Origin of the sequence: Amycolatopsis rifamycinica (genome assembly GCF_000695625.1) — a bacterium.
In the GTDB taxonomy this organism is placed as follows: Bacteria; Actinomycetota; Actinomycetes; order Mycobacteriales; family Pseudonocardiaceae; genus Amycolatopsis; species Amycolatopsis rifamycinica.
This window is the reverse complement of record NZ_JMQI01000079.1, coordinates 131,617-152,059: the sequence shown is the minus strand read 5'-3', so window position 1 is coordinate 152,059 and position 20,443 is coordinate 131,617. Positions and strand designations below refer to the sequence as shown.

General features: G+C 71.1%; 18 protein-coding genes and 2 tRNA genes. 12 read left to right on the top strand and 8 right to left on the bottom strand.

The genetic code is table 11. The features are described 5' to 3' along the window. Positions 1-132: 132 nt before the first annotated feature. The gene (locus DV20_RS39125; RefSeq protein ID WP_043788577.1) at positions 133-1,236 is read left to right on the top strand and encodes a S1 family peptidase; all 1,104 of its coding nucleotides are present in this window, start codon (positions 133-135) and stop codon (positions 1,234-1,236) included. A gap of 90 nt (positions 1,237-1,326) precedes the next feature. Here DV20_RS39125 and DV20_RS39120 read toward each other — a convergent pair whose 3' ends face one another. The 3 genes from DV20_RS39120 to DV20_RS39110 all read right to left on the bottom strand — a co-directional run bounded on the left by DV20_RS39120 (position 1,327) and on the right by DV20_RS39110 (position 3,607). Continuing rightward, a complete protein-coding gene (locus DV20_RS39120; RefSeq protein ID WP_043788576.1) occupies positions 1,327-1,731 on the bottom strand; it encodes an SsgA family sporulation/cell division regulator in 405 nt (134 codons plus the stop codon). Positions 1,732-1,888: 157 nt separating this feature from the next. After that, a complete protein-coding gene (locus DV20_RS39115) occupies positions 1,889-3,112 on the bottom strand; it encodes an MFS transporter (protein ID WP_043788575.1) in 1,224 nt (407 codons plus the stop codon). Between the two features lie 21 nt (positions 3,113-3,133). Then, the gene (locus DV20_RS39110) at positions 3,134-3,607 is read right to left on the bottom strand and encodes an Lrp/AsnC family transcriptional regulator (protein WP_043788574.1); all 474 of its coding nucleotides are present in this window, start codon (positions 3,605-3,607) and stop codon (positions 3,134-3,136) included. 201 nt (positions 3,608-3,808) lie between these two features. On the opposite strand from DV20_RS39110, the gene DV20_RS39105 reads away from it, so the two are divergent. After that, a complete protein-coding gene (locus tag DV20_RS39105) occupies positions 3,809-4,798 on the top strand; it encodes a beta-ketoacyl-ACP synthase III (protein ID WP_043788572.1) in 990 nt (329 codons plus the stop codon). Here DV20_RS39105 and DV20_RS39100 read toward each other — a convergent pair. Beyond that, on the bottom strand, positions 4,786-6,279 hold the full coding sequence (locus DV20_RS39100; protein ID WP_043788570.1) for an adenylate/guanylate cyclase domain-containing protein: 1,494 nt from the start codon (positions 6,277-6,279) through the stop codon (positions 4,786-4,788). The two genes, DV20_RS39105 and DV20_RS39100, sit on opposite strands and share 13 nt — an antisense overlap. A gap of 64 nt (positions 6,280-6,343) precedes the next feature. Here DV20_RS39100 and DV20_RS39095 point away from each other — a divergent pair, with 64 nt between their 5' ends. After that, positions 6,344-6,841 (top strand): FBP domain-containing protein, encoded by a 498-nt coding sequence (locus tag DV20_RS39095; RefSeq protein ID WP_043788827.1) that lies wholly within the window; start codon positions 6,344-6,346, stop codon positions 6,839-6,841. Here the strand turns inward: DV20_RS39095 and DV20_RS39090 are convergent. Both DV20_RS39090 and DV20_RS39085 read right to left on the bottom strand, forming a co-directional pair. Then, a complete protein-coding gene (locus tag DV20_RS39090) occupies positions 6,838-7,671 on the bottom strand; it encodes a class I SAM-dependent methyltransferase (RefSeq protein ID WP_235191127.1) in 834 nt (277 codons plus the stop codon). The genes DV20_RS39095 and DV20_RS39090 overlap by 4 nt on opposite strands. A gap of 15 nt (positions 7,672-7,686) precedes the next feature. Next, the gene (locus tag DV20_RS39085; RefSeq protein WP_043788566.1) at positions 7,687-8,376 is read right to left on the bottom strand and encodes a FadR/GntR family transcriptional regulator; all 690 of its coding nucleotides are present in this window, start codon (positions 8,374-8,376) and stop codon (positions 7,687-7,689) included. A gap of 43 nt (positions 8,377-8,419) precedes the next feature. On the opposite strand from DV20_RS39085, the gene DV20_RS39080 reads away from it, so the two are divergent. Both DV20_RS39080 and DV20_RS39075 read left to right on the top strand, forming a co-directional pair. Then, positions 8,420-9,031 (top strand): GNAT family N-acetyltransferase, encoded by a 612-nt coding sequence (locus DV20_RS39080; RefSeq protein ID WP_043788565.1) that lies wholly within the window; start codon positions 8,420-8,422, stop codon positions 9,029-9,031. 78 nt (positions 9,032-9,109) lie between these two features. Then, positions 9,110-9,883 (top strand): sulfite exporter TauE/SafE family protein, encoded by a 774-nt coding sequence (locus DV20_RS39075; protein WP_043788563.1) that lies wholly within the window; start codon positions 9,110-9,112, stop codon positions 9,881-9,883. Here the strand turns inward: DV20_RS39075 and hisC are convergent. Continuing rightward, complete coding sequence (gene hisC, locus DV20_RS39070; protein ID WP_043788562.1) at positions 9,864-10,928, bottom strand: histidinol-phosphate transaminase; 1,065 nt, start codon at positions 10,926-10,928, stop codon at positions 9,864-9,866. The genes DV20_RS39075 and hisC overlap by 20 nt on opposite strands. Positions 10,929-11,074: 146 nt before the next feature. Between hisC and DV20_RS39065 the strand changes: the two genes are divergently transcribed. The 5 genes from DV20_RS39065 (at position 11,075) to DV20_RS39045 (ending at position 15,792) form a co-directional block, all read left to right on the top strand. Beyond that, positions 11,075-11,704, top strand: a complete 630-nt coding sequence (locus tag DV20_RS39065) for a dienelactone hydrolase family protein (RefSeq protein WP_043788561.1) — start codon at positions 11,075-11,077, stop codon at positions 11,702-11,704. An 85-nt stretch (positions 11,705-11,789) separates the two neighbouring features. Then, positions 11,790-13,769: an acetoacetate--CoA ligase gene (locus tag DV20_RS39060; protein ID WP_043788560.1), complete on the top strand. Its 1,980-nt coding sequence runs from the start codon at positions 11,790-11,792 to the stop codon at positions 13,767-13,769. A 37-nt stretch (positions 13,770-13,806) separates the two neighbouring features. Next, entirely contained in the window at positions 13,807-15,522 is a 1,716-nt protein-coding gene (locus tag DV20_RS39055) for a phosphatidylglycerol lysyltransferase domain-containing protein (protein WP_043788559.1), read from the top strand. Between the two features lie 65 nt (positions 15,523-15,587). Continuing rightward, a tRNA-Ser gene (locus DV20_RS39050) sits at positions 15,588-15,677 on the top strand. Positions 15,678-15,718: 41 nt separating this feature from the next. Next, positions 15,719-15,792 (top strand) — tRNA-Arg (locus DV20_RS39045). Positions 15,793-15,877: 85 nt separating this feature from the next. On the opposite strand, the gene DV20_RS43355 is transcribed toward DV20_RS39045, so the two are convergent. After that, positions 15,878-17,098: a cellulose binding domain-containing protein gene (locus DV20_RS43355; protein WP_200876591.1), complete on the bottom strand. Its 1,221-nt coding sequence runs from the start codon at positions 17,096-17,098 to the stop codon at positions 15,878-15,880. A 366-nt stretch (positions 17,099-17,464) separates the two neighbouring features. Here DV20_RS43355 and DV20_RS39035 point away from each other — a divergent pair, with 366 nt between their 5' ends. Together DV20_RS39035 and DV20_RS39030 are read left to right on the top strand one after the other, a co-directional pair. After that, entirely contained in the window at positions 17,465-19,093 is a 1,629-nt protein-coding gene (locus DV20_RS39035) for a glycosyl hydrolase family 18 protein (RefSeq protein WP_043788558.1), read from the top strand. Beyond that, positions 19,090-20,439 carry a cellulose binding domain-containing protein gene (locus DV20_RS39030; RefSeq protein WP_043788557.1) on the top strand — a complete coding sequence of 450 codons (1,350 nt, stop codon included), beginning with the start codon at positions 19,090-19,092 and terminating at the stop codon, positions 20,437-20,439. The genes DV20_RS39035 and DV20_RS39030 overlap by 4 nt, the downstream gene beginning before the upstream one ends. Positions 20,440-20,443 lie beyond the last annotated feature (4 nt).

The window sequence follows — 20,443 nt, the reverse complement described above, 5'->3', positions numbered from 1 at the left end:
GTCCGCGGTGAATGCGTATACCCATTCGCCGGGCGCCCGGATTGCACCGTAACGCCCCCTGCGGGGACGCTCACCCGGGGAGTACCACTGCGTGGCCGGTGTGGAGCCGCGCGTAACCACCTAGGGAGAAGCATGAAGATCGCGAGACTTCTCGGTGCCGCTGCCACCGCGGTCATGGCGACGGGCGCGCTGGCCGCGACCGCCGTCCCCGCGTCGGGCCAGGACCTGCTGAACCCCGACATGGTGCCCGCCATGCAGCGGGACCTCGGCCTGACCCACGACCAGGCGATCGCGCGGCTGAAGAGCGAGGACGTCGCGACCCGGGTCACCGAATCGCTGACCGCGGCGCTCGGCGACGCGTTCGGTGGCGCCACCTACAACGCCGCCACGGGCAAGGCGCACGTCACCACGACGAACGCCGCGCTGGCCGGCAAGATCCGCGAAGCGGGCGCCGAAGCGGAAGTCGTGCGGTTCAGCGCGCGCCAGCTCAATTCCACTGTGGACACCCTCAACGCGGCCGACAAGGCGGCGCCCGCCGCGATCACCGGCTGGGGCGTCGACGACGCCACCAACCGCGTCACCCTGGACGTGCTGCAGGGCCAGCGCGCCGCCGCGGACGCGTTCCTCGCCAAGTCCGGTGTGGACAAGTCCGTGGTGACGATCCGCGAAACCGCGGTGAAGCCCACCACCTACGCCAACATCCGCGGTGGCGACGCCTACTACATCGGCGGCTCGTCGCGCTGCTCGGTCGGCTTCGCGACCACGACCGGCTTCGTCACCGCCGGCCACTGCGGTGCGCTCACCGGCGGCGGCTCGCTGACCGGGTCGAACGGGGCGGCACTCGGCAGCTGGATCACCTACCGCTTCCCCGGTGTCGACTACGCGGCGGTCCGGACCAACAGCAGCTGGACCCCGGTCGCCCAGATGAACAACGGGACCGCGGTGCGCGGCCAGTCGAACGCCGCGACCGGCACGTCGGTCTGCAAGGCCGGCTCCACCACCGGCTGGACCTGCGGGACCATCGGCGCCAAGAACCAGAGCGTCCGCTACGCCGAGGGCACGGTCAACGGCATGACCGCGACCAACGTCCGCTCGGCCGCGGGTGACTCGGGCGGCGGCTTCATCGCCGGCAACTACGCGCAGGGCGTCCTGTCCGGCGGCAACACGTCCGTGACGTACTTCTACCCGATCGCCGGCGCGCTTTCCGGCACCGGCACCACCCTCAAGACCAGCTGATCCCGGTACGCGGAAGGGCGGGTTCCGGGCGCCTCCAGCGCGCCCGGAACCCGCCCTTCGTCCTCGCCGCGGGAAGGGGAGGTCTGCGGGTCAGACGTTGCTGATCTCCTCGATCAGCCCGTCGACGTCGAAGTGCGCGCTCTCCTCGCCGAGCGGCACCAGTTCGGTGGAGGCGTCCAGGAAGGTCCGGACGTCTTCGACTTCGAGTTCGAACGACGCATAGCCGTCCGGTGACTCGATTTCCAGGGTGAGGAAATCTTCGTCTTCGGAGAGGTCCGGGCGGATCCGGACGTCGCCGAGGCCGGCCGGCTCGTCGAGCCCGGCCACGAGCAGGTCACGCGCGAAGGTCCACTCGATCCACCGGCCGCGCTCGGTCCGGAAGGCCACGGTGACCGCGAAGGGTTCGTGGGCGTGGTAGGACAGGCGGGACAGGACGGGCGTGGTGCTCTCGTTCAGCAGCACGAACTGGCTCTGGTGTACGGCGTCGGTGTGCACGGCCCCTCCTGGAGTCTCGCGGTCGGTTCGCGCGGCGCGAACTCTCTTCGGCAAGGAGATGACCAGGGCCAACGGTCATGACGGAGAAGCTCTCACGTTCACTTGATCGGTTGCATCCGTCCATTGTGGTGTAACACCGGGCACATACCCCTTGCGTTCAGGCAGACACGGGTCGTGACGGTTCGCGCAGCGCGTCCGGCAGCTTGCGCCGGAGCACGAGCAGCGCGGGGACGGCGGACGCGCAGGTCAGGGCGAGGATGGCCCAGGTCAGCGCGTTGCTGACGCTGAGCAGGGTGGCCAGCAGGCCCGGTGCGAGCGCGAGGGGCAGCCCCCAGGACAGCTGGAAGATGGAGCTGGCCCGCCCTTCGGCCCCCGGCGGAGCGGCCGCGGCGGCCGCGGCGGTGGCGGTCGGGCCGAAGAGGGCTTCGGCGATCGAGAAGCCGAGACTGGTGAGCAGGATCAGCACGGTGGCCACCGGCAGCGAAACGGCCTGCAGCGGGATCAGCAGCGCGAAGCAGACCGCGAACAGAACGGCGGCCGCGATCAGCCCGGCGGTCCGGCTCCGCCCGGCGAGCAGGGCGACGATCGGCCGCTGCGCGGTGACGACGACCACGGTCCCGACGGTGATCGCGGTCCCGGCGATCCACTGTGGACCATGCAGCAGGTCCCGCACCACGAGCGGCAGCACGGAGAACTTGCTGGCGCTGGCGAGGGTGAACGCCATGTGGGTGACGCAGAACCCGGTGAACCCGCGATCCCCCACCACCGCCCGCCACCCGCCGGAGGGCACTTTCACGTGAAAGTGCCCCTTCCGGCCGGGGACGGCACTTTCACGTGAAAGTGCCGGGAGGAGGCGGATGAGGAGGGCGGCCACCGCGAAGCTCGCCGCGTTCACGTACGCCAGCAGGTGGAAGGCCCACGGGCTGGTGATCGTCGGCAGCACCGCCATCGCCGCCGCGCCGAGGCCCGCGCCCGCGAAGCGGCCGATCGTCTGGGTGGCGAGCACGCGATCGGTGTCGCTGCCCGAGGTGAGCCGGGCCACCATCGGCGCGTTGCACGTCCAGAACAGCCGGTCGCCGAAGCCGGCCACGGCCGATATCGCGATCACCGGCCAGCTCGTGTGCGCCAGCGGGTACGCCGCGAAGGCCGCGAGCCGGACCAGGTTGCCCGCGATGAGCAGGGCACGGGGGCCGAAGCGGTCCATCGCCGCCCCCGTCGCCGGGGCGGTCACGAGGGCCAGCAGGGCGCCGGTGCTCAGCGACGCGCCCGCGTCGACCAGGCCCATGCCCTGCCCGTGCACCAGGAACAACAGGGCGAACGGGACCCACAGCCCGCTGCCCAGCGCGTCGATCAGCGTCGCGACCAGAAAGATCCGAAGCATGCGTCCCCCCGGCGGGACAGCTTACGGGTCGAGCGGCAAGCTGAGGCCCACCTTCACGCGGTCCATCGCCACGCTCGTCGTGAAGTGCCGGACGTCCGGGTTGTCGAAGAACATCCGCCGGGTGAACGCCTCGAAGCCCGCCATGTCCGGGCACGTCACGATCAGCACGAAATCCGCCGTGCCGGTGACGTAGTAGCACTGCTGGACGGCGTCCTCGGCGAGGACCTGGCGGCGGAACCCCTCGAAGACGGCGAGGTTCTCCCGCTCCATCTCGACCGTCACCACGAACGTCATGCTCAGCCCGAGCGCCGCCGGCGACAGCACCGCCACCTCGCGCTCGATGACGCCGGCCTCGCGCAGCCGCTTGATCCGCCGCTGCACCGCCGCGGCGGAGAGGCCGACTTTCGCGCCGATCGTTTCGGCGATCGTGCGGGCGTCCGCCTGGAGGCAGGCGAGGATGGCGAGGTCCAGCTGGTCGAGGTCGGGTGTCCGCACTCCAGCAGGCTAACCGGCACCCCCGACAGTTCGCCGGGTTTCACCCCTCCGTGACGTCGCTCACTACTCCGTCCGAGGGCAAGATGAAACAACTTTTTCAGTGAGCTGGAACACAACTGGCCGGTCTACCAGGGGGTAGCCCATAGAAGTGGAAGACCAGCCGGTCGCTCCGCCAACCCGCCGGCGTGGGGAGGCTGTCCCGTGTCCGCACCTGCCGCCGTGCTGACCGGTCTCGGTTCCTGGTTGCCGGCGAAAGTCCTGGACAACCACGAAATCGCGACCCGGCTCGACACCTCGGACGAGTGGATCCGGACCCGCACCGGGATTCGCGAGCGCCGCGTCGCGGGCCCGGAAGAGTCCACTGTGGACCTCGCGGTCGGCGCGGGCCGCGAAGCGCTCGGGGGCACGTCCGCCGACGCCGTCGTCCTCGCCACCTCCACCCCGGACCAGCCCTGTCCGGCCAGCGCGCCGCAGGTCGCCGCCCGGCTCGGGCTCGGCACGGCCGCGGCCTTCGACGTCAACGCCGTCTGCAGCGGGTTCGTCTACGCCCTCGCCACCGCGGCCGGCTTCATCGCGGGCGGGCTGGCCGAGCGCGTCCTGGTGATCGGCGCCGACACCTTCACCACGCTCATCGACCCCGCCGACCGCACCACCGTGCCGATCTTCGGCGACGGCGCCGGTGCGGTCCTCCTGCGCGCGGGTGACGCCGGCGAGCCCGGCGCGTTCGGCCCGTTCGACCTGCACAGCGAGGGCGAGCACGCCGAACTGCTGTGGGTCGAGGCCGGCGGCGCCCGGAAACGGCTTTCGGAGCACCCGGCCGACCGCTTCCTCGCCATGCAGGGCACGGCCGTGTTCCGGCACGCCTGCGCGCGGATGGCGGAGTCGTCCCGCACCGTCCTGGACCGCGCGGGCTGGATGGTCGGCGACGTCGACCGCTTCGTCGGGCACCAGGCGAACATCCGGATCCTCCAGGCGACGGCGAAGCAGCTCGGCATGCCCGCCGACGCCGTGGTCGCCAACATCGACCGGGTCGGCAACACCAGCGCCGCGTCCATCCCGCTCGCCATGGCCGACGCCCGCGCCGACGGCACCCTCGTCCCGGGCCACCGCGTGCTGCTCAGCGCGTTCGGGGCCGGCCTGACCTGGGGTTCGACCGTGCTGCGCTGGCCGGATCTGGATCAGTCGTCCTGAGAGCCGGTCGTCCAGGTCGGCGTCGCTTCCTCGCGGCCGCGCAGCTCCAGCTCACCGTGCTTCTCCCAGCACGCGGCTTCGCTCGGCAGGGCCGCTGAGACGACCGCGTCGCTGGCGAGGACCCGCGACGGGACAGCCTTGGCGAGTTCCGTGAGCCGCGCGGCCTCGTTGACCGCGTCGCCGATCACGGTGTACTCGAGCCGGCTGCTGGAGCCGAGCTGCCCGGCGAACACCGGGCCGCTCGAGACGCCGATGCCGAGGTCGAGCTCGCCGGCCTCGCGGACCGCGTCCCGGATCGCCCGCGCCGCCGCCAGCGCGGCCGTCGGGGCGTCCGCGAGCCGCGTCGGCGCGCCGAAGATGCACAGCGCGGCGTCGCCCTGGAACTTGTTGACCAGCCCGCCGCGCGCGTTGACCGCGGAGACGACCGCGGCGAACAGCCGGTTCAGCTTCCCGACCAGTTCCTCCGGCGGGGTGCGGTAGGCCAGCGCGGTCGAGTCGACGACGTCGACGAACAACGCCGTGACCTCGCGGACGTCGCCCGAGAGGGACGCGCCGTACTCCAGCGCGTGCCGGGCGACGTCGGCGCCGACGTGCCTGCCGAACAGGTCCCGCATCCGCGCCTGCTCGCGCAGGCCGGCCGCCAGCTGGTTCACCGACGTCTGGAGGAGGCCGATTTCGCTGGAGTCGTCGACGTCCACGGTGACGTCGGTGTCGCCGCGCGCGATCTCGTCGAGCGCCACCCGCAGCCGGTGCAGCGGCGCCGCGACCGCCCTGGCCAGCAGCGCCGTGCCGAGCGCGCCGACACCGAGGCCGAGCACCGACAGCATGATCAGGCTGGCCGTGTGGTCGCCCGAGCCCGGTTCCGGCGGCACGGCGATCAGCAGCACGCCGACGAACGGGACGCCGCTGGCCAGCGCCCAGGTGACGACCAGCCGGGTCAGCACGGTGACCGGCAGGGAGCCGCGCGGCGGCAGGACGTCCAGTGCGATCGTCATCACCGGCCGCGCCACCCACTCGGCGGCGAGGTAGGTGAGCCCCACGGTGGTGAGCCCGCCGAGCCCGATCACGGTGGCCATGCCGACGGCGTCGCGGGCCGAGCCGAGCACGCCGGCGAGCACGGTGAGGACGATGGTGCCGATCAGCCAGAGCGTGCCGCTGACCACCGCCATGTCGACCGGCAGCCGCAGCGCGCGCCGCGCCTCGCTCTCCGACGGCGGGCGGCCGAGCACGAACCAGATGGCGGTGCGCCGCTGCAGCCACGCCGTCCACAACGTCCCGGCGAGCAGGGCCGCGGCGACGATGCCGGCCGCGGTCAGGCCGAGCACCCAGCCGCGGTCGCCGACGTCCCCCGGCAGGCCCTGCAGCACGAGCAGCAGGGCGACCACGCCGGACCCGGCGACGCTCGAGCCGATGCCCAGCCCGGCGAAGCCCAGGCTGGTGCGCAACACCACCCGGAAGTTCCCTACGGCGATCTTGCGCACGGTGGTGATCGTACGGCCGAAAATGCGTGGCTACCGCCGGTGCCCGCTGGTTACGGTGCGGATCATGGACCCCCTCTCCCCGGACGAGATCCGGGCCTCGTTCGTCAACTGCACCCGCGGCGAGGCCAAGGGCGTGACGCTGCCCGCCCGGCCCGAGGAGATCCCGTGGGAGCGGCGCGAGTTCCTCGGCTGGCGCGACCCGAAGGCGCCCGCGCGTGCCTACCTCGTGCTGCCCCACGGCGGTACGGTCGTCGGGCTCGCCCTGCGTGCGGCCGCGCCGCCGAAGTCACGTCTGCGCAGCAACACCTGCGGCTTCTGCACCACCACGCACGGGCTCGCCGACATCACGCTGTTCTCGGGCAAGCGCGCCGGGAAGTCCGGCCGTGACGGCAACACGCTGGGCATGTACGCCTGCGGCGACCTGGCGTGCAGCCAGTACGTCCGCGGCGAGCGGAAGCCGGATGTCCCCCAGCCGTACGAGACGCTCACCGTCGAGGAGCGCATCGCGCGGCTGGAGGAGAAGCTGCACAAGTTCGTCGCGCGGGTGCTGGAGCCGCGTTAGAAGCGGTACCGGACGATGTGCGCGGTCCGGGCCAGTGCCGGGAAGACCTTCAGCATCCGCAGCTGGAACCGGGTCATCGGGCCCATCTTGGCCAGCACGTCCGGGGTCGCCCAGTGTCCGGCGTCCAATGAGGACTCACACGTGAGGCCGTAGCGCTCGAGCTCCCGCGGGTCGTCGACGCCCCAGTACAGCGTCGCGCCCGCCTTGCGCACCGGCGCGTTGAGCTTCTGGATCTTGATGGCGGTCCGGTTGAACAGGTCGCAGATCAGCTCGCCCGAGCCGAACTTCGCGACCAGCCGGCGGATCAGCTCGGTGCCGGCCTCGGGCTTCAGGTACATCGTGAGGCCCTCGGCGACGATCAGCGCCGGCTGGTCCGACGGCACCCGGTCGAGCCACCCGAAGTCGGTCACCGACGAGCCGATGTGGGTGTGGTTCGGCGCGTGCTCGTAGAGCTTTTCGCGCAGCTCGACGACCTCGGGGTAGTCGACGTCGTACCAGTGGACGGTCTCCGGCGGCGCGAGGCGCTGGAAGCGGGTGTCCATGCCGCAGCCCAGGTGCAGCACGATGGCGTCCGGGTGGTCGCGCAGGTACTCGGCGGCCCAGTCGTCGATCGGCTTCGCCCGCAGGACGACCGAGACCGCCCGGTCGGGGGAGATGCCGATCTTGGTGAAGTCGTAGTCGATCCGGCGGACGGCGTCGTCGGCCGCCTTGTCGCCGAGGATCGGGTGCGCGCTGCGGTAGTCGAGGGCGCGGCCGTACAGGGTGGCGAGGTTGGTGGCTTTTTCTTCGGTGAAGCGGACCTTCTCCATCACGACCCCCAGAAGTTTCACAACCTCGTGAAAAGTCTAGCGCGTTTCGGGGTGGGCGGCGTAGTCGTGCGCGTAGGTCTTGGCGTCCACCAGGTGCTTGAGGGTCAGCTCGCGGGCGGCGGCGGGGTCGGACCGCCGGATGGCGTCGAGGATGGCGCGGTGGTCGGCGACGGCCTTGCGGATCTGCCCGGGCAGCCGCAGCGCCGCCCGCCGCTCCTCGCCGACCAGGGCGAGCACGGACCGCAGCAGCCCGGCGACGTCGTCGTTGCCGGCGTTCTGCGCGATCACCCGGTGGAACTCGGCGTCGGCGGCGATGACGTGCAGCATGTCCCCGGCTTCGGCGGCCCGCGCCATCTCGGCGACGTTGTCCTCGAGCCGGCTCACGGTTTTCGGGGTGGCGTGCCGGGCCAGCCGTTCGGCGAGGGTGGGCTCGACGGTCGCCCGCAGGTCGAACAGCTTCTCGACGAGCTGGTCGTGCTCGGTGAACCAGGTCCGCAAGGGCTGTTCCTGCTGCTCACGGACGTAGGTGCCGGAGCCGGCGCGGATCTGGACGTACCCGATGGAGGCGAGCACGCGCAGGGCCTGCCGCAGCGACCCCCGGCTGATGCCGAGCTCCTCGCACAGGACGCGCTCGGCGGGCAGCCGGGAGCCCGGCGGCAGGTCGCCGGCGTCGATCCGCGCCCGCAGCCGGTCGACGGTCGCGCTCCAGACCTGCTCGCTGTCCACCCGCTCATCCTGTCAGTTCGCGGAATTGTCGGGGGTGGCTGCCATGATCACCGGCATGGACATCCTGGGGGCTTGGGTGCACGGCTGGGCGGTCTCCCGGGCGACCGCGCCCCCGGTGGCCGAGCCCGACGGCTACCGGATCGACGTCGGCCTGCCCGGCCACCGGGTCCGCTACCTGCTGCGGACACCGGCGGCGGTGGCGGCGCGGGCCCGCACGGTGGCGGCGCCGGGAACGTGGCTCAAGACGTGCGGCTCGCGTCCCGAGGTGCTGGCGGGCCTGACTCCGGCGTGGACGCCGGGGGAGACGGAGTACCTGATGGCGTTCGAGGGGGCCATGCCGCCGGTCGCGGTGCCCGCGTCGTACTCGGTGGAGGTGGTGGGCGACGGACCGGTGTGGGAGGTGCGGGTGTCCTCCGGCGACGCTCCGGCGGCCCGGGGCCAGGTGGCGGTCGCTTCGGGGGTCGCGGTGTTCGACCGGATCGAGACCGAGCCGGAGCACCGGAGGCGAGGCCTCGGCCGCGTGGTGATGCACCGGCTGGCCGTCGCGGCCGGGGCGCAGTCGAGCGTGCTGCTGGCGTCGGAAGCCGGGCGTGGGCTGTACAGCGCGCTGGGCTGGCGGGTGGAGTCGGAGGTGGTGCCCGCACACGTGAGCTGAGTGTCTGGCCTGCCACATCTGTCCCGTGTACGTCGCGGGCGGGCGCCACGGTGCTTAGGCTCCGCACGTGATTGCTTCATGACGTGGTGGCACGCGCTGATCGTCGTGGTCGCCGGGGTCTGGGCGGGGACCATCAACGCCGTCGTCGGGTCGGGGACGCTCGTCACGTTCCCCGTGCTCGTGGCGCTGGGCTACCCGCCGGTGACGGCGACGACGTCCAACGCCATCGGTCTCGCGCCCGGCACGCTCAGCGGTGCGTGGGGGTACCGGCACGAGCTCAAGGGCTACTGGCCGCAGACGGCCAAGTTCGCCGTCGCGTCCTTCCTCGGGGCCATCGGTGGCACCATCCTGCTGCTTTCCCTGCCGAAGGACGCCTTCGAGGCCGTCGTGCCCGTGCTCGTCGGCCTGGCCGTGGTCCTCGTGATCATCCAGCCGAAGGTGTCGAAGTGGGTCGCCGAGCGGCGCGAACAGAACGGGACCGAGCACAAGCCCGGGCCGCTGCTGATGTTCTTCATCTTCCTCATCGGCATCTACGGCGGGTACTTCACCGCCGCGCAGGGCGTGATGCTGATGGCCGTGATGGGGATGCTGCTGTCCGAGCCGCTGCAGAAGCTCAACGGCGTCAAGAACGTCCTCGCCGCCGTCGTCAACCTCGTCGCCGGGGTCATCTACGCGTTCGTCGCGCCGATCAGCTGGGCCGTCGTGCTGTGGCTGGCCGTCGGCTCGCTCGCCGGCGGCTTCCTCGGCGCGAAGATCGGCCGGAAGCTGCCGCCGGCGGTGCTGCGCGGCGTCATCGTGGTGATCGGCGTCGCCGCCGTCATCCAGCTGGTGGTCAAGCAGTTCGCGAGCTGAAGTCGCGGGCCGCGGCCAGGAACAGGTCGTTCTCCTCGCGGGTTCCGATCGTCACGCGGACGCCGTCGCCGGCGAACGGGCGCACCACCAGCTTGCGGTCCAGCGCGTGCTCGGCGAACGGGACCGCCTGGTCACCGAGCGGCAGCCAGACGAAGTTCGCCTGCGTGTCCGGCACCCGGTAGCCCGCTTCGAGCAGCGCCTCACGGACCCGGCCGCGTTCGACGACGATGTCCTGGCAGCGGGCCAGGAGCTCGTCGGCCGCGTCGAGCGACGCGAGCGCGGCCACCTGGGCCAGCATGTTCACCGAGAAAGCCACGTACACCTGGCGAAGCGCGTCCGCGATCGGCTCGGGCGCGACCGCGTAACCGACGCGAAGGCCCGCGAGGCCGTACGCCTTCGAGAACGTGCGAAGCACCATGACGTTCGACCGGCTGCGCGTGTACTCGACGCCGTCGGGCACCTCGGGGTCGGTGACGAACTCCTTGTACGCCTCGTCCAGCACGACCAGCACGTGCTCGGGTACGGCGGCCAGGAACCGCTCCAGTTCCGTGCGGCGCACGGCCGTGCCGGTCGGGTTGTTCGGGTTGCAGACGAAGACCACGCGGGTCCGGTCGGTGATCGCCGCGAGCATCGCGTCGAGGTCGAGCTCCTGGCCCTCGGTGATCGGGACCTTCACCGAGACGGCGTTCGCGACCTGCGTCACGATCGGGTACGCCTCGAAGGACCGCCAGCCGAAGATGACCTCGTCGCCGGGCGCGCACACCGCCTGGATCGTCTGCTGGCACAGCGACACCGAGCCGCAGCCGATCGCGACGCGCTCCACCGGCACGTCCAGCTCGCGGGCCAGCCGCTCGCGCAGGGCCTGCGAGCCGGTGTCCGGGTAGCGGTTGACGCCGGCCGCGGCCTCGGCGATCGCCCGCGCGACGCTCGGCAGCGCACCGCCGGGCACCTCGTTGCTCGCCAGCTTGATCGCGCCTTCGATCGTCCGGCCGGGGATGTATTTCGGCAACGATTCGAGATCGGCACGCGGGGACACGGACGGCATCTTCGGCGCTCCTGGAAATCGACGGGACAACCCCGTCACCGTAGCTTTCCCGGCCGCCGCCCCGCGACTCCCTTCAGGCGGTTTCGGACCGGCGACCTGCGTCACCGGGCTTCCTCCCGTTCACCTCGAAGTGATTGAGTGAACGGATGACGTCGACCTCCACCGTGGAATACCCGCGCACCGACGGCCGCACCCTGCGCCTGACCTTTTCGGAACCCGAGGGCGCGCTGCGCGGCGGCCTGGTGGTGCTCCACGAGGCCGACGGCGTCACCGACGGCGTCCGGCTGCTGCTCGCCAGCCTCGCCACGGAGGGCTGGCTGACCGTCACCCCGCACCTGGAGAACGAGGAGCTGACCCAGCAGGACCTGCTCGACGCCACCGACCGCACCCTCGCCTGGCTGGTCGAGCGGGGCGTCCAGGCCGACCTGCTCGGCGTGATGGGCTTCGACCTCGGCGGCACCGCGGCCCTCGTCGTCGCCTCGCACCGCAAGCTCGGTGCGGCGGTGAGCGTCGGCGGGCAGCAGGCCGCCGAACTGCCCGCGCTGGTCGAGATCGCCGGGCGGCTCACCAGCCCGTGGCTCGGCATGTACGGCGACGCCGGCGACGAGGCGGGCGGCGCGGACGTCGAGCGCCTGCGCGATGCCGCGGCGTCGGCGAAGGTCGCCACGAACGTCGTCCACTACCCGGGCGCGAACCACCGCTTCGACGCCGACCCGGGCGCGGCCGCGGAGGCCTGGCAGCGCACGCTCAACTGGTTCGACGCGCACCTGCGGTAAGTGTGGGCGGGCACCACCGCCAACCCGGTTTCCGTGTCGGTTCGGACCACGGTGACTTCCGGATCCGAGGGATTAGGCTCGGGGCGTGACGCACACCGCCGACGCCCCCGAAGTGCTCTGGCGCCCCGAGCCGGGCCACGTTGCCGACACCAAGATCGAAGCCTTCCGCCGGTGGCTGCGCGCCGAGCGCGGCGTCGAGGTGGACGACTACCGCGCGCTGTGGGAGTTCTCCGTCGAGCGCGGCCCCGACTTCTGGGCGGCGGTCGCGGACTTCCTCGGCGTCCGCTGGCACGACCAGCCCGGCGAAGTGCTCTCGGGTGCGATGCCGGACGCCGTGTGGTTCGAGGGCGGCACGCTCAACTACGCCGAGCACGCGCTCACCCCCGGCGTCGCGGGCGCCGCGAAGGGCGACGACGAGACCGCGGTGATCTTCCACCGCGAAGACGGCTTCGCGAACCACCTGACGTACGGCGAGCTTCGCGCGCAGGTCGCCGCGGCCCGGGCCGCGTTCCTCGAACTCGGGGTCGGCAAGGGCGACCGGGTCGTCGCACTGGCGCCGAACTGCCCGCAGACGCTGGTGGCGTTCCTCGCCGCGGCGAGCATCGGCGCCGTCTGGTCGTCGTGCTCGCCGGACTTCGGCGTCCGCGCGGTCGCGGACCGCTTCGTGCAGATCGAGCCGAAGGTGCTCTTCGCGGTCAACGCCTACGCGTACAACGGCCGCCAGTTCGACATCCGGACCACGATCGCCGACCTCCAGGCGCAGCTGCCGTCGCTCGCCGCGACCGTGCTCGTCGAGTACGTCGGCGAGGGCCGGATGGACGGCGCTCTCGACTGGGACGGCCTGCTCGCGAAGCACGCGGGCGCCCCGCTGCTGTTCGAGCCGGTCGAGTTCGCGCACCCGCTGTGGGTGCTCTATTCGTCGGGCACCACCGGCCTGCCCAAGGGCATCGTGCACGGCCACGGCGGCATCACGCTCGAGCACCTCAAGGCGCTGGCCCTGCAGACCGACCTCGGGCCCGGCGACCGGTTCTTCTGGTTCAGCACCACCGGCTGGATGATGTGGAACTTCCTCATCAGCGGCCTGCTGGTCGGCACCACGATCGTGCTCTACGACGGCAGCCCGGGGTACCCGGACCTGAACGCGCTCTGGCACCTGGCCGAGCAGCACCGCGTCACCTACTTCGGCACGTCGGCGCCGTTCATCCAGAGCTGCCTCAAGGCCGGCATCAAGCCCGCCGCGCGCTACGACCTGACCGGGTTGCGCGCGCTGGGCTCCACCGGCGCGCCGCTCAGCGTCGAGGGCTTCCGGTGGATCGTGGACGAGGTCGGGACGGACGTCCAGATCTGCTCGGTCTCCGGCGGCACCGACCTGTGCGCGGCGTTCGTCGCGTCGGCGCCCGACGTGCCGGTCTGGCTCGGCGAGCTGTCCTGCCCGGCGCTCGGTGCCGCGGTCAACGCCTTCGACGAAGCCGGCCACGCCGTCGTCGAGGAGGTCGGCGAGCTGGTCATCACCAAGCCGATGCCGTCGATGCCGGTGTTCTTCTGGAACGACCCCGACGGCTCGCGGCTGCGCGAGGCGTACTTCGAGATGTACCCCGGGCTCTGGCGCCACGGCGACTGGATCCGCATCACGAACCGCGGCTCGGCGGTGATCTACGGCCGCAGCGACTCGACGCTCAACCGCGGCGGCGTCCGGATGGGCACGGCGGAGTTCTACCGGGTCGTCGAGGGCTACGACGAGATCGCGGACTCGCTGGTCGTGGACACCTCGGCGGCCGGGAACGAGGACGGCCAGCTGATCTGTTTCGTGGTGCTGGCCGGCGGTGTCGCGCTCGAAGACGTCGAGCCGCGCCTGCGCAAGGAGCTTCGTAGCGCCCTGTCACCGCGCCATGTACCCGATCGGTTCGTCGTGGTTTCCGAGATACCTCGTACCTTGAACGGTAAGAAGTGTGAGGTACCGGTGAAGAAGATCCTCGCCGGTGTGGCTCCCGACCGGGCCGTCAGCCGCGACGCGCTGGCCAACCCGGCGGCACTGGCGCCGTTCGTGGAGCTCGCCGGGGGGTGAATGGGGGAAGCATGATCGTCCGTGACGGGTTGCACGGGTGGTGACGGGGACACGCGCGCAGATCACCTGGAAGGTGGCGGGGGCCACCACCGTCGGGGTGATCACCTGGGTGACCCGGCTGGCGGGGCTGATGACCCTGGGCTCGATCCTGGTCCCGGCCGGGCGCCGCAGCCTGCGCGGGCACCTGGCCGAATGGCTGGAGCTGCCGCAGGAGGCGACGGTCGCGGCGGCCACCGTGGCGTTGGTCATGGGCGTGCTGCTGGTGCTGCTGGCCGCGGGGCTCCGGCGCCGGAAGCGCCGGGCCTGGCAGCTGGCCGTCGGCGCGACGGTCCTGCTCACGATGTCGCACCTCGGGCTGAAGCACGTCTTCGCCGCCGGTCTGGTGTCGGTGGTGCTGCTGGTGGGCCTGATCGCCAACCGGCGCTACTTCGTGGCGAAGCCGGACCCGGTGGTCGGGCGCTGGCGGGCGGTGCGCGTGTTCGTCCAGCTGGCGCTGGCCGGGTTCGTGATCAACGTCATCCTGCTGTCCGTGGCCCCGCGCGCGGCCCTGGAGCCGATGGGCTTCGGGGACCGGATCGCCGAGTCGGCGCTCGCGCTGGTCGGCGCCAGCGGGCCCGCGGTGTTCCACCAGATGTGGCTGGAGGACCTCACCGCCGCCGTCGGCCTGCTGTTCGGCCTCGCCGCGGTCCTGGTGTCGGCGTACTTCCTGCTGCGCTCGGCCGAGCCCGCGCCGCGGCTGACCGACGAGGAGGTCGCCCGGCTGCGCCGGCTGCTGGACGAGCACGGCGAGCGCGACTCGCTCGGGTACTTCGCGCTGCGGCGCGACAAGTTCGCGGTGTTCTCGAAGACGGGCAAGGCCGCGGTCACCTACCGCGTGATCGCCGGGGTGGCGCTCTGCTCGGCCGACCCACTGGGCGACCACGAGGCCTGGCCGGGCGCGATCGAGGAGTACCTGGAGGTCTGCCGCCGCGGCGGCTGGGTCCCGGCGGCGATGGGCGTCTCGGAGCTCGGCGCGACGGTCTGGGCCCGGTTCGGCCTGGAGGTCCTGGAGATCGGCGACGAGGCCGTCGTCGACGCCGCCGGGTTCACTTTGGACGGCCGCGTCATGCGCGGCGTCCGCCAGGCGGCGGCCCGCACCAAACGCGCGGGCTACAAGGTGCTGGTGCGCCGGGCGGAGGACCTGCGTCCCGGCGAGCTGGCCGAGCTGGAAACCCTGGCCGCCAACTGGCGCGGCACGGAGACCGAGCGCGGCTTCTCGATGGCGCTGGGCCGCATGGGCGACCCGGGATCGGTACTGGTGACGGCCGAGCAGGGCGGCCGCGTCCGCGGCGTGCTCCAGTTCGTGCCGTGGGGCGCGAAGGGCCTCTCGCTGGACGTCATGCGCCGCGACCGCACGGCCGACAACGGCGTCAACGAGCTGATGATCTCGGAGCTCCTCCTGGCGGCGGGCCGCCACGGCGTCGAGCACGTGTCCCTGAACTTCGCGGCCTTCCGCGCGCTGATGGAGCAGGGCCAGCGGATCGGCGCGGGCCCGGTCGCGAAGACGGCGGCGAAGGTGCTGCACTTCTTCTCGCGCTGGATCCAGATCGAGACGCTGTACCGGTTCAACGCGAAGTTCCGGCCGCGCTGGGTGCCTCGCTATCTGGTGTACCCCGGGGTGCGCGAACTGCCGCGGGTGGGCATCGCGACGTTCGAGGCCGAAGGACTCGGCGGCCGCTCTCCGCGCCTGCTCAGGCTGCTGCAGCGGGCGTAAGGGGGGTCCCGTTCCGGGGTGATCGGGGGGTGTGTAACCTATCTGAGCAGTGGTCGTTGGGCCCAGGAGGCTTCGCCTAGTCTGGTCTATGGCGCCGCACTGCTAATGCGGTTGGGGGTAACCCCCCCTCCCGGGTTCAAATCCCGGAGCCTCCGCTGGTACTCGGTTCGCCGGGTGCTAGGTTACAACTGAACACGCGCCCGTAGCTCAGCTGGATAGAGCATCTGACTACGGATCAGAAGGTCAGGGGTTCGAATCCCTTCGGGCGCACGTCTGGTTGAGACAGCAGTACAAGGAACCCCCTGGAGACAGGGGGTTCCTTGCTGTTTCGGCCCCTTCTGTGACGGCCGGCCGGTCAGAAGTTCTTCCTGGACACCGTCCACGGGTACTTCGACGCGAGTCCGGACGGGTCCAGGATGTAGGAGCGGGCCGTGGCGTTGCCGTTGAGGACCATGTCGAGGAACTGGACGACCGTGGTCATGCCGTCGGTCAGCTGGTTCCCGGTGATGAAGCCGACGTGCCCCGCCTGGGGGTGCACCGCCAGCACGGCGGGCACGGTGGCCAGGTCGTAGTTGGCCCGGGTGTTGTCGTAGGCGATGTCGGACGGACCGCCGGCCATGAACAACGTCGGTGCGTGGAGCCGGGCGAGCTCGGCTCGGGAGTAGCCGAAGGAGCCGTCGGCGAAGAAGCCGCTGTCCAGTGAGACCGTGGCGGAAACCCGGCTGTCCTGCCCGGCGACCAAGGCCTCGAGACCGCCGCAGGAGTGGCCCGCGGTGGCCACCTTCGTCAGGTCGAGCCGCTGCGACAGCGGTGCCCCGGACCGGTTCTGCTCCCGCTCCGCCCAGGTGATCGCGCCGGTCAGCAGGGACGGGATGGGGGAGCCGCTCGGCACGCCGTTGGCCGAGCCGTTCGCCGATCCGGTGTCCACCACGACGAAGCCCTTCGACGCGATGAACGTCAACGCGCGGGTGACCTCGCTGTTGTCCGTGTGCGCGCAGGCGCCGTTGCCGAACGCCAGCACCGGCATCGGCGCACCCACCGCCTGCGGGTTCGACGGCCGGAACACGGTGTACCGGTTGTCGCCGTACGCGGCCTCCCGGGTGACCGGGAAGTTGTTGTTCACCGCGGGTTCGCCGCCCGCCGGCGGGGTCGGCACCGAGCCGGTGCACGTGACGCCGTTCAGCGTGAACGCCGACGGGGTGGCCGGGTTGCTGCCGGACGTGGCGTTGAAGCCGAAGGTGGCTGTCCCGCCCGTGGTGACGACGCCGTTCCACGACGCGTTGGTCACCGACACCTGGGCGCCCGACTGCGTGTGGGTACCGTTCCACAGCTGGGTGATCCGCTCGTCTCCGGAGAACGCCCACGCCACCTGCCAGCCGTTCACCGGGCTGCCGAGGTTCGTCACCGTCACGGCGGCGCCGAACCCGCCCTGCCACTGGGAACCGATCGCGTAGTCGACCCGGCACCCGGCGGCGGCCTCCGCCGTGGCTGCCGCGGTGCCGGCCACGGCAGGCGCGGTCGTCACCGCGATGGCCGCCATGACGGCCGTGGTCCGCCGGACATTCGTTGCGCGCAAGATGATCTCCTCTTCGCCGAGGGTGGCCAACCGTCTTGGGAGCGCTCCCAGTCTGCGTTCGGACTCTGGACTCTTCGCCGTCCGCTCGTCAAGCAATGTGTCTTCTGATCCGCCGGTTTCACTCGGTTGGTCCAAGGAGTGCCTTCGGTTCCGGATCGCGACCCGCTCGGCTGCGGTGCGTAACCGGTCTGGACCAGTAGGGCGCCGTCATCACGGAGTGGTCTTGACCAATGGTCACGCTCCGTGGTGAGGCTTCCCTAATTGGTCTGGACCACGTAACGTTTGCGCAAACGGCGCAAAACACCGCCCTGGTCCCCGCCGGCGGTGTTGGTTTCCGCCGTCCCGCACCTGGCTCAAGGGAGAGCGATGTCCAGAAAGAGATGGCACCTCCTCGGTCTCTTCACCGCGGTCGGCGCGATCGCGGTCGGTCTCGTCACCGTGCCGGCGAGCGCCGCCGGCGGCGTCGGCGCCGCCTTCAGCAAGGGCTCCGACTGGGGTACCGGGTACGAAGGCAAGTACACGATCAACAACGGCTCGGGCTCGACGCTGCCGAGCTGGACCGTCGAGTTCGACCTGCCGTCCGGCGCGAAGATCGCGTCACTGTGGGACGGCAGCTACACCGCGTCCGGCCAGCACGTCACCGTCAAGAACACCTGGAACGGCAACGTCGGCAACGGGTCGAGCGCCAGCTTCGGCTTCAACGTCAGCTACTCCGGCACCTACTCGGCCCCCGCGAACTGCCGGCTGAACGGCGGTTCCTGCGACGCCGGCGGCAGCACCCCGACCACCACGCCGACCACCCCGACGCAGCCGACCACCACCCCCACGACGCCGACCACGCCCACCACGCCGACGACCACCACGCCGCCTCCGCCGGGCGGGCTGAAGAACGTCGGCTACTTCGTGCAGTGGGGCGTCTACGGCCGCAACTACCACGTCAAGAACATCGAGACGTCGGGCTCGGCGAGCAAGCTGACGCACATCAACTACGCGTTCGGCAACGTCAAGAACGGCCAGTGCACGGCGAACGACGACCCGTACGCCGACTACCAGAAGACCTACGACGCCGCGGGCAGCGTCGACGGCGTCGCCGACACCTGGGACCAGCCGGTGGCCGGCAACTTCAACCAGCTGCGCAAGCTGAAGAAGCTGCACCCGGGCCTCAAGGTGATCTGGTCGTTCGGCGGCTGGACCTACTCGGGCGGCTTCGGCCAGGCTTCGCAGAACGCGGCCGCGTTCGCGCAGTCCTGCTACAACCTGCTGAAGGACCCCCGCTGGGCGGACATCTGGGACGGCATCGACATCGACTGGGAGTACCCCAACTCCTGCGGCCTTTCCTGTGACACCAGCGGTGCCGCGGCCTACAAGAACCTGATGGGCGCGCTGCGGGCGAAGTTCGGCTCGTCGTTCCTGATCACCTCGGCGATCACCGCGGACGGCAGCAACGGCGGCAAGCTCGACGTCGCCGACTACGGCGGCGCCGCGCAGTACGTCGACTGGTACAACGTCATGACCTACGACTACTTCGGCGCCTGGGCGGCGCAGGGCCCGACGGCCCCGCACTCGCCGCTGACCAACTTCAACGGCATCCCGACGCCGGGCTTCTACTCCGACGCGGCGATCCAGAAGCTGAAGAGCAAGGGCGTTCCGGCGAGCAAGCTGCTGCTGGGCATCGGCTTCTACGGCCGCGGCTGGACCGGCGTCACGCAGGACGCGCCGGGCGGCACCGCGACCGGCCCCGCGCCGGGCACGTACGAGCAGGGCATCGAGGACTACAAGGTCCTCAAGAACACCTGCCCGTCGACCGGCACCTTCGCCGGCACCGCGTACGCCAAGTGCGGCAGCAACTGGTGGAGCTACGACACCCCGGCGACCATCGGCGGGAAGATGTCCTACGCCAAGCAGCAGGGTCTCGGCGGCGCCTTCTTCTGGGAGCTGACCGGTGACACCACCGGTGGCGAGCTCATCACCGCGATGAAGAACGGCCTGTCATGAGGCGCCGGTGGGTGCCCGCACTCGGGCTGGCGGCCGCGGCCGCCACGATCGGCGCGCTGTTCGTGATCGCCCCGGCCAACGCGGCCGGAGGTGTCTCGGCGACCTTCACGAAGGGCTCCGACTGGGGTACCGGGTACGAGGGCAAGTACACGATCAGCAACGGCTCGGGCTCGACGCTGCCGAGCTGGACGGTCGAGTTCGACCTGCCGTCCGGCGCGAAGATCGCGTCGCTGTGGGACGGCAGCTACACCGCGTCCGGCCAGCACGTCACGGTGAAGAACACGTGGAACGGCAACGTCGGCAACGGCGGTAGCGCGAGCTTCGGGTTCAACGTGGCGTACTCGGGTTCGTACGCCGCGCCGTCGAACTGCAAGCTGAACGGGGGTTCCTGCGACGCCGGGGGCACACCCGGCACGACCACGACGCCGCCTACGACGACCACCCCGCCGACGACGACCACGCCGCCCCCACCGGGTGGCCGCGGTGCGCCGTACCTGTACATGGGCTGGGGCAGCCCGCCGAACCCGCAGACGGTGATGAACGCGACCGGGATCAAGTGGTTCACCATGGCGTTCATCAACGCCTCCGGTGGCTGCAACCCGGCGTGGGACGGCAGCCGTCCGCTCACCGGCAGCGCGGACGCGAACGCGATCGCGCAGATCAAGGCGGCGGGCGGCCAGATCGTCCCGTCGTTCGGCGGCTGGAGCGGCAACAAGCTGGGCCCGAACTGCTCGACGCCGTCCGCGCTGGCCGGCGCCTACCAGCAGGTGATCAACGCCTACGGGCTGAAGGCGATCGACATCGACATCGAGAACTCCGACGAGTTCGAGAACGAGGCCGTGCAGGACCGCATCCTGGGCGCGCTGAAGATCGTCAAGCAGAACAACCCGGGCATCCAGACGATCCTGACGTTCGGCACGTCGACGACCGGCCCGAACTACTACGGCAACCGGCTCATCGACCAGTCGAAGGCCCTCGGCGCGAACGTGGACGTGTTCACGATCATGCCGTTCGACTTCGGCGGCGGCGCGAACATGTACAACAGCACGGTGAGCGCCGCGAACGGCCTGCGGGACAAGCTGAAGTCGACGTTCGGGTGGTCCGACGCCACGGCGTACGCCCACCTCGGCATCTCGGGCATGAACGGCCTGTCCGACCAGCAGGAGGTGACGGACCTGTCGACGTGGACCCAGATCACCAACTGGGCCAAGTCGAACAAGATCGCCCGCCTGGCGTTCTGGTCGGTCAACCGCGACCGCGGCTGCCCCGGCGGCGGCGTCCAGTCGACGTGCAGCGGCATCGCCCAGAACGACTGGGACTTCACGAAGGTGACAGCGGGCTTCTGACGCT

What these genes read in the sequence shown, in the direction of transcription:
- DV20_RS39080 (WP_043788565.1), top strand. Translation starts at nt 8,420, where the DNA reads ATGATCACCGGCATGGACATCCTGGGGGCTTGGGTGCACGGCTGGGCG.
- DV20_RS39035 (WP_043788558.1), top strand. Translation starts at nt 17,465, where the DNA reads ATGTCCAGAAAGAGATGGCACCTCCTCGGTCTCTTCACCGCGGTCGGC.
- DV20_RS39075 (WP_043788563.1), top strand. Translation starts at nt 9,110, where the DNA reads ATGACGTGGTGGCACGCGCTGATCGTCGTGGTCGCCGGGGTCTGGGCG.
- DV20_RS39095 (WP_043788827.1), top strand. Translation starts at nt 6,344, where the DNA reads ATGGACCCCCTCTCCCCGGACGAGATCCGGGCCTCGTTCGTCAACTGC.
- hisC (WP_043788562.1), bottom strand. Translation starts at nt 10,928, where the DNA reads ATGCCGTCCGTGTCCCCGCGTGCCGATCTCGAATCGTTGCCGAAATAC.
- DV20_RS39030 (WP_043788557.1), top strand. Translation starts at nt 19,090, where the DNA reads ATGAGGCGCCGGTGGGTGCCCGCACTCGGGCTGGCGGCCGCGGCCGCC.
- DV20_RS39065 (WP_043788561.1), top strand. Translation starts at nt 11,075, where the DNA reads ATGACGTCGACCTCCACCGTGGAATACCCGCGCACCGACGGCCGCACC.
- DV20_RS39125 (WP_043788577.1), top strand. Translation starts at nt 133, where the DNA reads ATGAAGATCGCGAGACTTCTCGGTGCCGCTGCCACCGCGGTCATGGCG.
- DV20_RS39115 (WP_043788575.1), bottom strand. Translation starts at nt 3,112, where the DNA reads ATGCTTCGGATCTTTCTGGTCGCGACGCTGATCGACGCGCTGGGCAGC.